Raw genomic sequence first — 14,947 nt, forward strand, 5'->3', positions numbered from 1 at the left:
GCCGCGACCGCCCGGCCGCCGTACACTCCCTCGCCGCTCTGGCTGACCGCGCCGTCGACCGCCGCGAGGCGCGCCGCCTCGGCCGGGTCGCCGGCGGCGAACACCCCGTAGGACGCGGAGCGCATCGCCAGTCCGTCGGACCAGCCGTGCCGGTGCCAGAGCCCGGTCAGCGGCGGCTCCAAACCGCGGCGGAGCGCCTCGACCGTGCCGAGCTCGGAGAAGCCCGCGCCCTTCATCGGGCCGGTGATCGGCAGGATCTGCTCCCGATACGTGCGGGCCACGTCCTCGCTGGTGAGCGCCGATCCGTACGTCTCCAGCAGCAGGCCGACGAAGATCGCGTACTCGGTGTCGTCGGTGCCCGCCGCGACGCCGTCCGGGCCGGGCTCCAGCTCGGTCAGCCGGCCCCACCGCCGGGTGATCTCCTCGGGGGTGAGGTTCTCGGCGGGGCGCCCGAGGGCGTCGCCGGCCGCCAGGCCGAGCAGACACCCCCGAGCGCGATCCGTGATCGTCATCTGGCCGCTCAATGCTGGTATCTCGCCAGGACCTTGTCCCCGTCGCCGGTCAGCTTCTGCGCCAGCTGATCAATGCTGATCTTGTTGGCGAAGTAGGACTGGAGCGCCGGGGTGGCGACCTTGGTCTTGAACTCGTCGTAGCCGTCGACCTTCAGGTACGGGGCGAGGATGAGGCTCTTCGCCGAGGCGGTGGCGACGTCCCAGCCGTCCTTGGAGGTGGTCAGCGACGGGTCCTTGGCGGCCGTCTGGCTCGTCGGGATCAGCCAGTCGCCCTTGGCCAGCTCCACCTGGTGCTGCCCGTTCAGGAACCAGCTGATGAACTTCATCGCCTCCTTCGGGTGCTTGCTGTCGGCGGCGATGGACAGCGTCTGGGAGATCGCGCCCTGCTGGGTGGTCTGGCCCTTCAGCGGCGGGATCGTGACCCACTGGAAGTTCTTCGGCGCCTGCTCGACGACCTGCTGGCGCATGTAGATGCTCGCCGGGAGCATGGCGTACTTGCCCGCGTAGAAGCCCGGCAGCGGGTCGGCGGTGCCCATGCCCAGCGCCGAGGGGTCGGCGCTCTTGTCCTTGTAGAGCTGGTCGTGGATCCGCTGGAGCACCTCGCGCTCCTGCGGGCCGACCTTGACCGTCGTCTTGCCGCCCGAGGTCTGGAAGAACGTGCCGCCATAGTTCAACGCGAGGTTGAGCACGCGGTTCACCGGCGCCTTCAGCGCCCAGGCGACGCCGAAGCGCTTGCCGGTCGTGAGTTTCTTGGAGATCTGCTGGAACTGGTCCCAGGTCCAGGGCGCGTCGGCCGTCGGCACCTTGATCCCGGCGTCGTCGAGCATCTTCTTGTTGGCCAGGACGACCTGCGACTCCAGGAGGAACGGCACGCCGTAGATCCCCTGGTCACCGCCGCCCTGTCCGGCGAACGTCGCGGTGCCCCAGGCCTGCTGCGGGATGTCGTTCTTCAGCGTGGCGGGGAGCAGCTTGGTCAGGTCGGTCAGGTAACCCTGGCCGGCGAACCCGGCCAGCGCCGAGGCGTCGTCGTGGATCACGTCCGGCGGGTCGCCGCCCTCGAAGGACGTGACGAGCTGGTCGTTGACGTTGTCCCAGCTGCCCTGGACGTACTGCACCTGGATCTTGGGATTCTCCTTGTTCCACTCGGCGACGAGGCGTTTGTTCGCCGCGAGTGAGTCCTTCTGCCAGGCCAGGCTGAGGAACTTCAGCTTGACCGGCTTACCGGAGTCGCTGCCGCCGCCGGAACAGCCGGCGGCCAGCCCGATCACGGCGGCCGCGGCGACCGCGACCACGGAACGAAGACGACGCATGGGCAACCTCCTGATTAACCCTTCACGGCACCGGCGGTGAGGCCCGAGCGGAGCCGACGTTGGATGACGGCGAAGAACACGAGGCTGGGGATGGTCGCCAGCACCGAGGCCGCCGCCAGCGGCCCCAGCCGGGCGGCCTGTTCGGCTCCGGTGAACTTCACGAGTGTGAGCGGCAGGGTCGCCTTGTCGGGGTCCTTGAGGATCACGAGCGCGAAGAAGAACTCGTTCCACGAGGAGATGAAGGCGAACAGCAGCGTGGCGATCACGCCGGGAGTCAGCAGCGGGGCGATGACCTGGACGAGCGTGCGCACCCGCCCGGCGCCGTCGACGGCCGCCGCCTCCTCGACCTCACGGGGCACGGCGCGGACGTACCCCTGGAGCATCCACAGCGCGAAGGGCAGGGTGAACGTCACGTGCACGAGGATCAGCCCCGGCAGGGTGTTCACCAGGTCCAGCCGCCGCAGGATCATGAACAGCGGGATGACGATCAGCATCACCGGGAACACCTGGCTGACCAGCACCCACCCGATCGCCACCCGGTTCAGGAACGACCGGTGCCGCGCCAGCGCGTACGCCGCGGGCAGCGCGAGCGCGACCGTGATGACCGACACGGAGAGGGCGACGACCAGGCTGCGCAGCGCGCTGCCGGTGATGTCCTGGGTGGAGAACGCGTCGGTGAAGTTGCTCAGGGTCGGATGGTGCGGGATCCAGCGCGGATGCAGGTTCGCCATCTCGCGCTGGGTCTTGAACGACGTCGACAGCAGCCACAGCAGCGGGAACGCCAGGAAGACCAGGTAGCCGAGCAGCCCGAGGTACTTGAGCGGACGCGTTCTGGTGTTCGTGATGGCGCTCATGCGTTCTCCCTCATCTGGCGCCAGAGATAGAGGCCGAGCACGGCGAGCACGACGATGGTGATCGCGACACCGAGCGCCGCCGCGTACCCGAAGAACCCGTAGCGGAACGCCTCCTCGTACGCGAAGAGCATCGGTAGCCGCGTACGCCCGCCCGGACCGCCCTGCGTCAGCGCGTAGACCATGGCGAACTGGTTGATGTTCCACACGAAGTCGAGCGAGGTGATCGCGATGATCACGGGGCGGAGCTGGGGCAGCGTGATGCTCCAGAAGCGCCGCCACACTCCGGCGCCGTCCACGGCCGCGGCCTCGTGCAGTTCCGACGCCACGCCCTGCAGGCCGGCCAGCAGGACCACGGTGGTCTGCGGCATTCCGGTCCACACGCCGACGACGATGATCGCCGGTAGCGCGGTGCCGAAGTTGTTCAGCCAGTCGACGTTGTGGCCGATGACGTGCGCGTCGCGCAGCGTCTCGTTGAGGATGCCGGCGTTCGGGTGGTAGACGAGCCGCCACATCAGGCCGATCACGATCGGCGGCATCGCCCACGGCGCCATCGCGAGCGCCCGGGTGAACCCGCGGAACCGCAGGTCGGAGTTGAGCAGCAGGGCGAGTCCCAGCGCGGCGGCGAACTGCAGGACCGTGACGCTGACCGCCCAGATCAGTCCGATCTTGAACGAGGACCAGAAGTCCCCGTCGGTCAGCACCTCGCCGAAGTTCTTCAGCCCCACGAACGAGATGACCGCGTTGCGGCCACCGCGCGCGTCCGTGAAGGACAGATAGATCCCGTACAGGAGCGGGCCCAGGCTGAAGACCAGCACCGGGATGAGCGCCGGGAGCAGAAGGAGCGAGACGCCGCGGTCGGCGGGGCGGGCACGCACGGCCCGGCCGCGGACGGTGGCCTCGACGGCTGTCATGAGATCCCCTTCGTCGATCCGCGGACGATCAGGCGGGGTTCGACCGTGACGACCCGGGGCTCGGCGTCGCCGTCGTCGAGACGGTCGAGCATCAGCTCGGCCGCGCGGCGACCGCGTTCGGCCGACCCGAGCGCGACGCTGGTGAGCGCAGGCCAGGCCACCGGTGCCAGGTCGGTGTCGTCGGTGCCGACCACGGCGATGTCCTCGGGCACTCTCAGTCCCTCCGCGCGCAGCACGTCCAGCGCGCCGAGGGCGATCAGGTCGTTGGCGCACATGAGGGCGTCCGGCCGGGTCCGCGCGAGGAGCCGGCGGGTGGCGGCGGCGCCGTCCTTCCGGTAGAAGTCACCGATCTCGATGAGCGCCGGGTCGTGCGGCAGGCCCAGCTCGGTCAGCGCGTCGGCGTACGCGCGGGCCCGCGCGGCGCCCGGCACCGTGTCGAGGGGGCCGTTGACGAAACTGATGCGTCGCCGCCCCAGCCCGTACAGGTGGTCCAGGGCGAGCCGAATCCCGGTGCGCGAGTCGGCCCGTACGTTGTCGACGGGCGTTCCGTCGGGCACCGAGCCGATGACCACGACCGGGGCCCGCGCCTCGGCGAACGCCTCCAGGTGCCGCTCGGTCATGCGGATCGGGCTGATGATGAGGCCGTCGGCGTACCGCTCGCCGAGCCGGCGCAGCACGTCCAGCTCGTCGTCGATGTCGGCGTCGGTGGAGTGGAGGATGAGGCGGACGCCCGCGTCCTTCAGCACCGGCTGCATCGCCCGGACCATCGCCACGTACGTCGGGTTGCCGATGTCCGCCATGGCGAACGCGACCTGGTTCGTCCGGCTCGACTTCAGCGACCGCGCCACGGAGTTGGGGACGTAACCGAGCTCCTCGGCGGCGACTCGCACGGCGCGTACGGTCGCCTCGCTGGTGGGCAGCCCGTTCAGGACCCGCGACACCGAGGCGATCGAGACGCCGGCACGCTCGGCGATGGTCGTGATCGTCGGTCCTTGACGCATGACCACCTCCAGTCGGGTTCTCCGTAAACGTTTACTGCTGTCACATCGGACGGCCGTAAACGTTTACAGGTGAGGGAAAGGCGCGAGCTGGGCAACGCCTTCGGGAGTGAGGAGTATGAAACCGTCCAGAAACCTCCACGTCAAGTGGGGTATGCGAATAAGCTCCCTGCCGGGCGGGCCGACGACTACGCGTTCCGCCTGGACGGCCGGGGCTCCCAACGCCGCTTCGTGCCCGCGACCTGAGCCGACGCCGGCGCACGCCGGTTGATGAGGGCGACGCCCGCCATGCCGATCAGGCCGCCGAGCAGCGGGATCGGTCCGGGCGTCTCCCCCAGCCAGACGAAGGAGACCGCCAGGGCGACGGGCGGCACGAGGTACAGGGCGCCGGTGGACGTGGCGATGGAGTAGCGGGCGACCGCATGACCCCAGGTGACGAAGCCCAGCGCGGACGGCAGCAGGCCGAGATAGACCGCGGACGCCGACGCGGACGCGGGTGCCACGGCCAGGCCCCGTACGGCGGCGGGCGCGAGCGGCAGCAGGAAGAGCGTGCCGGTCCACATGCTGTAGCAGGCGACCTCGACGCCGGTGTGGCGGCGCAGGAGCGGCTTGGTCGCGACGTGGTAGACGCCCTGGACGACGGCCGCGGCGAGCACGACCAGCGCTCCGGCCGAGAACCCGGTCGAGCCGCCGGCGACGGCGATGACCGCGGCGCCGGCGAGGGCGAGGGCGCTGCCGACGACGATGGCGGCGGTGAGGCGTTCGCCGAGGAACACGGTCGCGAGCAGGACACTGCAGACCGGGGCGAGCGCGACGAGGAGGCTGGCCGTGCCGGCCGGGACGTGAACCTCACCCCAGTTGAGCAGGATCTGGTACGCGCTCATCCCGGACGCACCGCAGACGGCGATCCGGGGCAGGTCGCGCGCCCGCGGCCGACGGACCTTCGTCAGCGGGGTCACCGCGGTCAACGCGAGGGAGGCGACGGCCAGCCGCAGCAGGGACAGGCCGGCGACGCCGAGTCCGTCGAGACCGACCCGGATGGCGGGGAACGCCGATGCCCACAGGACGACGGTCGTGACGAGCGCGGGAAGGCGGGTGTTCACGCCTCCAGCGTCGCCACTAGCATTGAGAAGATCCAGTTACTGTTTCTTCGTGTTTTGGGAAGACGAGCTTCATGTTGGACGTACGGCACCTGCGCCTGCTCCGTGACCTGCGAGTCCACGGCACCGTGACCGCCACGGCCGACGCCCTGCACCTCAGCGGCCCGGCCGTGTCCCAGCAACTCGCCGCGCTGGAGCGCGAGGCGGGCGTCCCGCTGCTGGAGAGGCACGGCCGCACTCTCCGGCTCACCGCCGCCGGACGGCTTCTGGTCGACCACGCCGAGGTCATCCTCGGCCACCTCGCCACCGTCGACGCCGACCTGCGGGCCCTGCGCTGCGGCGGGCGCGGGCTGGCCCGCGTCGCGGTGTTCCCCTCGGCGGCCCGGGTGCTGATGCCCCGGGTCTGGCGGGCGCTGGCCCGAGACGACGCGGCGTCACCGGACCTGCGGATCGCCGAGTGTGAACCCGGCCCGGCCACCGAGTCCCTGCGCGCCGGCGACGCCGACCTCGCGGTCGTGCACGCCTACAGCCTGGTCCCCCGCGACCTGCCGAACGGCTGCGAGCGGCATCACCTGATGGACGAGCCGGTCCTGCTCGCCGTGTCCCCGGACCGCGCCGCACGACACGGCCTGGCGCCCGGACAGGACGCGGACCTCGCCGTCTTCGCCGAAGACGATTGGCTGCTGCCGGGCCCGGATACCTCCTGTCACGAGTTGGGCATGCGGGCCTGCGGCGCCGCGGGGTTCGTCCCCCACCCCGTCGCGGTCGCGAGCGACTTCTCCGTGCTGACCGCTTTGGTCGCCGCCGACGCCGGTGTCGCCCTGATCCCCCGCATGGCGCTGCCCGCCGACGTCGGCGACGTGAGCCTGCACCCGCTCGACCGCCCGGTCACCCGTACGGTGTCGGCCCTGACCCGGACCGGCGACGCCCGCCTGCCCCACCTGCGCCTGGTCCTCGACACGCTCCGCCGGGTCGGCACGGAAGCGGGTTGAACTCCAGGAATTCGCGGCGGGGAGAATCCCTTCCGCGCTGAACCGTTGCGGCGCTTCTCCCGTATGCCGAAGTGAGCGGTTCGAAACCGACGATTTTTCCAATGCCAAGAAGGGAAAACGGCATTATGGGTGCTCGCACCAAGGCGCTTCTGGGGCTGACCGCAGCCGGGATTCTCGCATCTACGCTGGTCCCGTCGGCGGCGCAGGCGGCCGGCGCGAATTTCCGATTCTGCAACGTCAGCGGGAACATCGACCCGCATGACGAGTATGTGTCGTTCCCGTACCGCGGCGGCTTCTCGTCCTACATCGAGCCGCCGGGTGGTTGCTGGAGCGCCGTTCTGAGCGGTGTGGACAGCGACGAGGCAGTGGGCTACCGAAACGTCAATGGGCAGTGGCTGGCCGTCGCCACCAAGTACTTCAGCGACAACACACTCACCGTCGAGTTCGACTTCTGACCGTCTTCGATCGACGGGAAACGGCCTGGTTCGCCATCACGCGAACCAGGCCGTTCGCACGTAGCGGCCGACTCCGGGCAGAACCGTTGACTGTCGCCGAAGATCGACCTAATTTGCTCCAGGTCACCTCCTGACGATCCCCCCGGCAAGGAGGTCCTGAATGCGCGACCAGGGACTCGGCTCGTGGCCGGTACGGCGCGCGCGCAAGACCCCGGAGGCCGTCGCCCTCGTCCACGAGGACAGGCCGATGACGTACGCGGAGTTGCGCGAACGGGTGGTCCGGCTCGCGCACGCGCTGCGCCGCGCCGGGGTCGGGCCCGGTGACCGGGTCGCCTACCTGGGCTTCAACCATCCGTCGTTCCTGGAGACGCTGTTCGCCACCGGAATGCTCGGCGGGGTGTTCGTCCCGCTCAACGCCCGGCTGACCGGGCCGGAGCTCACCTACCAGCTCGCCGACTCCGGTGCCTCAGTGCTGATCCACTCGCAGCCCGCGGACGACCTCCCGGTGACCAAGATCGCGCGGGAGGAACTCGACCGGCTGCCGGCCGCGGACGAGCCGATCGACGTGCCGGTCGCGCTCGACGACCCCTGCATGATCATGTACACGTCCGGCACCACCGGACGCCCCAAGGGCGCGGTCCTCACCCACGGCAACATCACCTGGAACGCCGTCAACGTCCTGATCGACCACGACCTGATCGCCCGCGAGGTCGCGCTGGTGTCCGCGCCGCTGTTCCACACGGCGGGGCTGAACATGCTGACGCTGCCGGTGCTGCTCAAGGGCGGCACCTGCGTGCTGACCGCCGGGTTCGACCCGGACGCCACCTTCGACCTGATCGAACGGCACCGCGTCACTTTCATGTTCGGTGTGCCGGCGATGTTCCAGGCGGTGGCGCGTTCACCTCGCTGGGCAGAGGCGGACCTGTCGTCACTGCGCCTGCTGACCTGCGGCGGAGCGCCCGTACCGCCCTCGCTCATCGCGACGTACCAGGAGCGCGGACTGACCTTCCTCCAGGGGTACGGCATGACCGAGGCGGCGCCCGGCACCCTGTTCCTCGACGCGGCGCACGCGGTGTCCAAGGCCGGCTCGGCGGGCGTACCGCACTTCTTCACCGACGTGAAGGTGGTCGGCCCCGGCGGCCTGGACGAGATGTCGCCGGGTGAGACCGGCGAGGTCGTCGTCAAGGGGCCGCACGTCATGTCCGGCTACTGGGGACTGCCCGAGGAGACGGCGCGCACCTTCACGGACGGCTGGTTCCGTACGGGCGACGCGGCGCGGCTGGACCCCGACGGCTACGCCTACATCGTCGACCGGATCAAGGACGTGATCATCTCCGGCGGCGAGAACGTCTACCCGGCCGAGGTGGAGAACGCCCTCCTCGCCGACCCGGACGTCGTGGAGTGCGCGGTCATCGGCGTACCGGACGAGCGCTGGGGCGAGACCGGCCGCGCCATCGTGGTCCCGCGCGAGGGCTCGGGCCTGACCGCCGAGCGCCTCCTCGGCTCACTCGCGGGCCGCCTCGCCCGCTACAAGCTCCCGACCTCGGTCGTCTTCACCGACGCGATCCCCCGCAACGGCACCGGCAAGATCCTCAAGGCGCCGTTGCGCGCGATGTACGGCGGTGCCCGCTAAAGCGCGCGCCACTGATCGGGCGTCATCCGCTCGGTCGCTCGGGCCAGAACGGGAACGAGGCGCCTTTCTCCCACCGGGTCACCCAGCCGACCGTCGTGCTCAGGGGGCGCTCAACACTGGCCCCATCGGGGAGCTCGATCACCTCGATACGCCCGAAGATATCGAACAGGATCCTCGGCCGCAGAGCGTGCTCCGAAATTTGCGTTATTTGCGTGGAATTATCGGGTTTATGCGGATATGTTGTTGATCTCTGCGGGCAGAGCCTTCGGATTTCGTCGAGCTTCGACGTATCCAGGGCCAGACCGGGGTCGTGGTCTGCGATATCGGTCGCATCGGCCAACAGCCGGAAGGCCTTTTCCTCTTCACCGACGTCGATGGGCAGGTGATGCAGCATGGTTTCTATCTCACCAGCCTCCACGCCCAGCCGCGCGAGGTCGTCTCGCTCCTTACCCGACAGCCAGTGCTCGGAGTTCTGCCAGGACCCACCGTGGTACCACCCCAGCATTTCGTTCTTGCATCGAAAAGGAATGGTCTCGCCCGGCGCCTGTTCGAGAGATGCCTTCTGGTACGCCCTCTCGGCCTGCAGATCCAGCTCTTCGGCGGCCTGTTGAATTTCATCGAGACGTCTACCGTAAGCGGCGGCCTTAATGGTCGGGCCGAGTTTTTCCTGAGCCGCCAGGACCTTCTCGTCGATCTGCTTCTGAAGAAGCCGCGTCTGCCACTCTTTCATGGCGGCAGGGTCGAGATACAGGTTCGTCGCCTCCCTGATACCCGCAGGGGTGGCGAGCATCTTCTTTATTTCCGCGTCCGCGATGGGGTGGAGGGGAATCGGAGCAGAGCGCTCCGTGAGGGCGTCGAGAACCCGTTCGAGCTCGGTGTGCTGGAAGCCGGGGTCGAAGGCGGCCCTGGACGCCGCGTTTTGCACGTCCACGCGCCACGCCTCCCTGCCTATCTTCGTCTGGGAATCGGCGGCGTCACGGATCTGCTGCCGCAACAGTTCGGTCTGGTCGACGGCCTTCGGCGCGGCGGCCTCGATCCGACTCGTCTCTTCGTCGATTCTCTTCTGGGCCTTGACGGCGCCACGGATCATTTCGGCGGGGCTGACACTGATGTCCTCTGCGGCACGCTTCGTCGCGGGGAATCGCAGAAAGCCCTGCACCGCCTTCTCGAAGATCCCATACTTTGCCATGGGCACGATGCAGCTTCCGTGACGGCCTTGTCGACTTGCGAAGGATGCTGCCGATGACCGATGAAATCCCGATGAAACACCGATCAACCCCGGGCCGACCGGCGAACCGTCCGCGGGTACGTCCAAGCGGCCCGTACCCCAATCCGGGGCCGGCCCAGGCACCGGCTCGGGCCGGACGGCCGAGAGAAATTCCGCGACCTGACGCTGTAGTAAATCTTGACGACGTTTAAGAATTACTCGCTTGTCTCGAAACAACGCCGGTGGCAGGCTTCGAGCAAGTCGTGTCGGATGAACGGTCCCGATCGATACTGGCCGACCCCGCAAGCCGTCAATTCTCGCTCTGATCCCGAAGAATTGTCGGAGCAAACAGGAGAGAACTTGAAACTTCAGAAAAAGGCCGCGGCACTCTTCGGCGCCACCGCGACGCTTTCGGCGGGGCTCGTAATGACCGGAGTCGGCACCGCACATGCCGCCTCGGACTGCAGCTTCACGAACACGCACAACTATTCTGATAAGAATTATACCTTCAAGTCGGGCAAGGGCGAGCTCTACAATGGGCCCAACACCAACTGTGGCGGCGAGGTGGACGTCCCCATAAGCCTCCACTTCTACGAATGGTGCGCATATCAAAACTCCGCCGGAAACATTTGGATTTACGGGCGGCTGGAGGGCACCTCGACGATGGGGTGGCAGTGGCAAGGAAACTTGAACACCGCCTCAGGCAGCGCCATCCCCGATGTGTGGTGCCAGTAGGAGCAGGTAGCCCACCGCAGATACGGCCCCTCCCGCGGAGCTGGTCCAGGAGGTGTTCGGCCTGGCGTCCGTCGTCGTCCCGGACCCGGTCACCGGCGGCCTGCTCGTCGTACCCGGCATGGCGTGGCAGCCCGAACCGGAGGGCGACCCCGTCCGGTAGCGCCGGGCTGATCGCCCTCGGTGCCACCTGGACAGCGTCTGAACTGGGCAAAGGCTACGCTGACCGGCTGGTGGCCGGGTAGGGATGCGCACATGGGTGAGCAGCGCAGGCTCACGTTGGCCGTGACCGGGGCCGGTGGGACGCGGATGGCGCGGTACGTGCTGTCCGCGCTCACGGAGGGCCTGACCGCCCCGATGGTGTCCGGCGGCCACCCGGCGTGGGGCATGGTCGTCGTGCCCTTCATCGGACTCGGCCGGACGGACCACCACGCGTGGACCGGGGCGCAGACGCCGGCGCGCCGTGACCGCGGCCGCTGACCGCGGCGGCGGGCCGTCACGCCGGGCGGAGTGGGGGTCCGGTGGCCTATGACGACCTCCGCTCGTTCCTCGACGAGCTGGACCGGCGGCGCCGGTTGCTGCGTGTCACCGAGGAGGTGGCGCCCGAGCCGGACCTGGCCGCCGCGGCCGACGCCGCCTGCCGGATCGGCGAGGACGCTCCGGCGCTGTACTTCAACAAGGTCACCGGCTTCACCGGCGCGCGGATCGCCATGAACGTGCACGGCTCGTGGGCCGACCACGCCATCGCGCTCGGCCTGCCGCCGGACACCTCCGTGAAGGACCAGGTCCAGGAGCTCATCCGGCGCTGGGACGAGGTGCCGGTCGAGCCCGAGCGGCGGCCGGCACCGCCCTGGGCGCGCAACACCGTGACGGGCGGCGACGTCGACCTGTTCGCGGTGCTGCCGCTGTTCCGGCGGAACGACGGTGACGGTGGCTGCCACCTCGACAAGGCCGCCGTGGTCTCCCGCGACCCCGAGGCGCCCGGCGACTTCGGCCGGCAGAACGTCGGCACGTGCCGCATGCGGGTCAAGGGCCGTAACCGGCTCGGCCTGCAGCCGGTGCCCGTGCACGACATCGCCGTCCACCTGCGCAAGGCCGAAGAACGCGGCCAGGACCTGCCGGTCGCGATCGCCCTGGGCAACGAGCCGGTCATCTCCATCGTCGCCGGCGCGCCGCTGGGGTACGAGGAGTCGGAGTATCGCCTGGCCGGGGCGCTGCGCGGCGCGCCGGCGCCCATCGCATCCGCCCCGCTCACCGGCCTGGACGTGCCCTGGGGCAGCGAGGTGATCCTGGAGGGCGTCGTCGAGGCGCGCACGCGGGAGTTCGAGGGCCCGTTCGGCGAGTTCGCCGGCCACCGCCCGGGCGGCCGCCGGATGCCCGTGATCCGCGTCGAGCGGATCTCCCACCGCGACGACCCGATCTTCGAGGCGCTCCACCTCGGCATGCCGTGGACCGAGATCGACCACCTGACCGGGCCGGCCACGTGCGTACCGCTCCACCGTCAGCTCAAGGCGGAGTTCCCCGAGGTACGGGCGGTCAACGCGATGTACGGCCACGGCCTGCTGGCGATCATCTCGACTGAGAGGCGCTACGGCGGCTTCGCCCGCGCGGTCGGCACGCGCGCCATGACCACACCGTACGGCCTCGGCCGCTGCAAGCTGGTCATCATGGTCGGCGAGGACGTCGACCCGTTCGACCTGCCGCAGGTGATGTGGGCGCTGTCCACGAAGGTCGACCCGGCGATCGACCTGGCCGTGCTGCCCGCCATACCGGTCCTCGGACTTGCCCCGGGCTCGGAGCCGCCCGGCAACACCGACAAGCTCGTCATCGACGCCACCACTCCGGACCTCCGCGGCGGCTGCGACCGCGATCTGCCGGAGACGTCACGGTGGATCGCCAGGCTCACCGCGATGCTCGCCGGGAAGGGAGACTCATGATCTGCCCGCGCTGAGCGTTCGAAAGCGTCGACCGGCTCGCCGGTGTGCGATGTGTGAGACGGCCGTGCCCCGATCCGCCGCTGAACGGCCGGTCGCCGTCGCCGGGATGACCGCCCACCTCCTGCTCATCGAGCAACCCGGGCACGAGAGAACCCCCGCGCGGGGCGAGGCGCGCGGGGGCCTTTTCTCGATGGGCCGGCGAAGGTCAGGTCACCGAGGGGATACTGCTGGAGCCGGTCCCAGACTCCAGCTTCTCGCTGACACTGCCGGCGGCCGACCGGATCGAGCTGATGGGGGCCGCGATGTCCTCCAGGGACGCGCCTTCGGCCTTGACTCCGAAGATCGCTGCGATCACCCCGGCGACGATCATGATCCCGGCCGATATCAGGTAGGCGATGAACAGACGGCCCGGGTTCGGGTGGTCCTGGTCGCCGATCAGCGAACCGAAGACCGTCGGGCCGAGGGCGCCGAAGACCTGGGCGATCGCGAAGAAGAGGGCGATCGCCTGCGAGCGGAGCTCCATCGGGAAGATCTCGCTCACGGTCAGGTAGCCGGAGCTGGCCGCGGCCGAGGCGATGAAGAAGATCACCGTCCACAGCACGGTCTGGCTCGTGGCGGTCAGGGCGCCGATCTTGAACAGGTAGCCGCTGAAGGCGAGCAGGCCACCGGACAGGATGTAGGTGCTCGCGATCATCTGCTTGCGGCCGATCGTGTCGAACAGCCGGCCGAGGAACAGCGGCCCGAGCAGGTTGCCCGCGGCGAAGGCGAAGAAGTACGTCGCCACGCTGTGGTCCGAGACCCCGTAGAAGTGCTTGAGCACGAGGCCGTAGGTGAAGAAGATCGCGTTGTACAGGAACGACTGGCTGATCATCAGCGTCGCGCCGAGCAGCGACCGCGTCGGGTACTGCTTGAACAGGATCTTGGCGACCTGCAGGAACGAGACCGACTCCTGGGGTTTGATCTCGAGGTAGCGGTCCTCGGCCACCGGCGTGAGTTCCTTGCCGGAGGACTCCACCTCGCGTTCGATCTGCGCGATCGTCGCCTCGGCCTCATCCGCTTGGCCGTGGGACAGCTGCCAGCGCGGGCTCTCCGGAAGGGTGCGGCGCAGCGTCCAGATCGCCAGGCCCAGCACCGGGCCGATGAAGAAGCCGACTCGCCAGCCGATGTTGTCGCCGAACACGGAGTGGTTGAGCAGGACGTACTCGCTGAGCGAGCCGAGGATCGCACCGAACCAGTAGGTGCCGCTGACCGCAAGGTCGACCCGGCCGCGGTACTTCGCGGGAATGAGCTCGTCGATCGCCGAATGGATCGCCGCGTATTCGCCGCCGATTCCCATTCCAGCGACGAAGCGGAAGAACAGGAAGATCCCGTAGTTGAATGAGAACGCGGTGAGCCCGTTCGCGACGAGGTAGAGCCCTAGTGTCGCGACGAACAGCTTACGCCGTCCGAACCGGTCGGAAAGCCGACCGAAAACCAGCGCTCCGACCACTTCACCGATCAGATAGATCGTCGCGGAGAACCCGACGTCCTGTGACGAGAGATGAAGGGTGTTCGTGTGCTGGAGAACGGGGCCGATGATGCTGGCGATCTGGATCTCCAGGCCGTCCAGGACCCACGCCACACCGAGAGCAAGAATCATCCGGGTGTGGAAGCGAGACCAGGGCAGCCGGTCGATCCGCGCCGGCACGAGACTCCGAACGATGGCCTGCGGGGGGGCCTCTGCCATCGTCATCCTCCTTCGTGTTGTTTCCATAGGGTTACAGGACGATCACCATAGGCGGAGATACATAACATGTATATAGGAGGCGCGGAATTCTTGTGATTTCGCTGTTGAGCCGTCGTATCGTATGCGCATTCGCGACCAGCCAGACGATCTGATCGCCAGATTGCCGCTTCACGGCGATCACCCCGAGAAGGCCCGTTCCGGGCCCGCGACCGCCGGACGCCCGCGTCCCGTGCGCCGCACGGACGCGCCGGGGATCTTCGGCGGGTGCGTCACGGGGCTCGCCCGGGAGCGGCACGAGCCTCGGGAGGGCGCCCCCCGCCGGCGCCGGGCGCCGGGCGCGGGGGCCCGTCGCGCCTCGAATGGCGGCCGCACGTTAGGAGCCCGAAATCGCGGGCAGGAAGAAAATGGCCGACGCGAGTCGCAAGCGATTCGCGAATTGATTTGACGATGCCTTCTCAGCGACAAGGAGAGAGCCATGAGCGCCGCCGACAAAGCCCGCAACAAAGCCGAGGAGATTAAGGGCAAAGTCAAGAAAGAAGCCGGCAAGGCCACGGACGATGAGCAGATGGAGGCCGAGGGC

General features: G+C 68.8%; 14 protein-coding genes. 6 read left to right on the top strand and 8 right to left on the bottom strand.

From position 1 onward, the window contains the following. The 6 genes from ACFFNX_RS23610 to ACFFNX_RS23635 all read right to left on the bottom strand — a co-directional run. Positions 1–512 (bottom strand): ADP-ribosylglycohydrolase family protein (locus tag ACFFNX_RS23610; protein WP_378206159.1); only part of this gene is annotated, 512 nt, incomplete at its 3' end. Between the two features lie 8 nt (positions 513–520). Beyond that, positions 521–1,822 (bottom strand): ABC transporter substrate-binding protein, encoded by a 1,302-nt coding sequence (locus ACFFNX_RS23615; RefSeq protein WP_378206162.1) that lies wholly within the window; start codon positions 1,820–1,822, stop codon positions 521–523. Positions 1,823–1,836: 14 nt separating this feature from the next. After that, a complete protein-coding gene (locus ACFFNX_RS23620) occupies positions 1,837–2,676 on the bottom strand; it encodes a carbohydrate ABC transporter permease (protein WP_378206165.1) in 840 nt (279 codons plus the stop codon). Beyond that, positions 2,673–3,587 (bottom strand): carbohydrate ABC transporter permease, encoded by a 915-nt coding sequence (locus ACFFNX_RS23625; RefSeq protein ID WP_378206168.1) that lies wholly within the window; start codon positions 3,585–3,587, stop codon positions 2,673–2,675. The genes ACFFNX_RS23620 and ACFFNX_RS23625 overlap by 4 nt, the downstream gene beginning before the upstream one ends. Beyond that, the gene (locus ACFFNX_RS23630; RefSeq protein WP_378206171.1) at positions 3,584–4,588 is read right to left on the bottom strand and encodes a LacI family DNA-binding transcriptional regulator; all 1,005 of its coding nucleotides are present in this window, start codon (positions 4,586–4,588) and stop codon (positions 3,584–3,586) included. Before ACFFNX_RS23630 ends, ACFFNX_RS23625 begins: the two co-directional genes overlap by 4 nt. 185 nt (positions 4,589–4,773) lie before the next feature. Further along, entirely contained in the window at positions 4,774–5,688 is a 915-nt protein-coding gene (locus ACFFNX_RS23635; protein WP_378206174.1) for a DMT family transporter, read from the bottom strand. 71 nt (positions 5,689–5,759) lie between these two features. On the opposite strand from ACFFNX_RS23635, the gene ACFFNX_RS23640 reads away from it, so the two are divergent. From ACFFNX_RS23640 to ACFFNX_RS23650, 3 genes are all read left to right on the top strand, one after another. Then, positions 5,760–6,677 (top strand): LysR family transcriptional regulator, encoded by a 918-nt coding sequence (locus ACFFNX_RS23640; protein ID WP_378206178.1) that lies wholly within the window; start codon positions 5,760–5,762, stop codon positions 6,675–6,677. Between the two features lie 71 nt (positions 6,678–6,748). Continuing rightward, complete coding sequence (locus ACFFNX_RS23645; protein WP_378206181.1) at positions 6,749–7,132, top strand: hypothetical protein; 384 nt, start codon at positions 6,749–6,751, stop codon at positions 7,130–7,132. Positions 7,133–7,292: 160 nt separating this feature from the next. After that, positions 7,293–8,765 (top strand): acyl-CoA synthetase, encoded by a 1,473-nt coding sequence (locus tag ACFFNX_RS23650; protein WP_378206184.1) that lies wholly within the window; start codon positions 7,293–7,295, stop codon positions 8,763–8,765. 22 nt (positions 8,766–8,787) lie between these two features. Here the strand turns inward: ACFFNX_RS23650 and ACFFNX_RS23655 are convergent, their stop codons facing one another. Continuing rightward, positions 8,788–9,954 (bottom strand): hypothetical protein, encoded by a 1,167-nt coding sequence (locus tag ACFFNX_RS23655; RefSeq protein ID WP_378206187.1) that lies wholly within the window; start codon positions 9,952–9,954, stop codon positions 8,788–8,790. A gap of 288 nt (positions 9,955–10,242) precedes the next feature. Between ACFFNX_RS23655 and ACFFNX_RS23660 the strand changes: the two genes are divergently transcribed. From ACFFNX_RS23660 to ACFFNX_RS23670, 3 genes are all read left to right on the top strand, one after another. After that, positions 10,243–10,707, top strand: coding sequence for a hypothetical protein (locus tag ACFFNX_RS23660; RefSeq protein ID WP_378206190.1), 465 nt, complete (start codon positions 10,243–10,245; stop codon positions 10,705–10,707). A 252-nt stretch (positions 10,708–10,959) separates the two neighbouring features. Next, positions 10,960–11,184 carry a hypothetical protein gene (locus ACFFNX_RS23665; protein WP_378206193.1) on the top strand — a complete coding sequence of 75 codons (225 nt, stop codon included), beginning with the start codon at positions 10,960–10,962 and terminating at the stop codon, positions 11,182–11,184. Between the two features lie 41 nt (positions 11,185–11,225). Further along, the gene (locus tag ACFFNX_RS23670; protein WP_378206196.1) at positions 11,226–12,641 is read left to right on the top strand and encodes a non-oxidative hydroxyarylic acid decarboxylases subunit C; all 1,416 of its coding nucleotides are present in this window, start codon (positions 11,226–11,228) and stop codon (positions 12,639–12,641) included. Positions 12,642–12,846: 205 nt separating this feature from the next. On the opposite strand, the gene ACFFNX_RS23675 is transcribed toward ACFFNX_RS23670, so the two are convergent. Beyond that, complete coding sequence (locus ACFFNX_RS23675) at positions 12,847–14,367, bottom strand: MFS transporter (RefSeq protein ID WP_378206198.1); 1,521 nt, start codon at positions 14,365–14,367, stop codon at positions 12,847–12,849. Between the last annotated feature and the right edge of the window lie 580 nt (positions 14,368–14,947).

It is taken from the genome of Actinoallomurus acaciae, from assembly GCF_042429965.1.
GTDB classification, from domain to species: domain Bacteria; phylum Actinomycetota; class Actinomycetes; order Streptosporangiales; family Streptosporangiaceae; genus Actinoallomurus; species Actinoallomurus acaciae.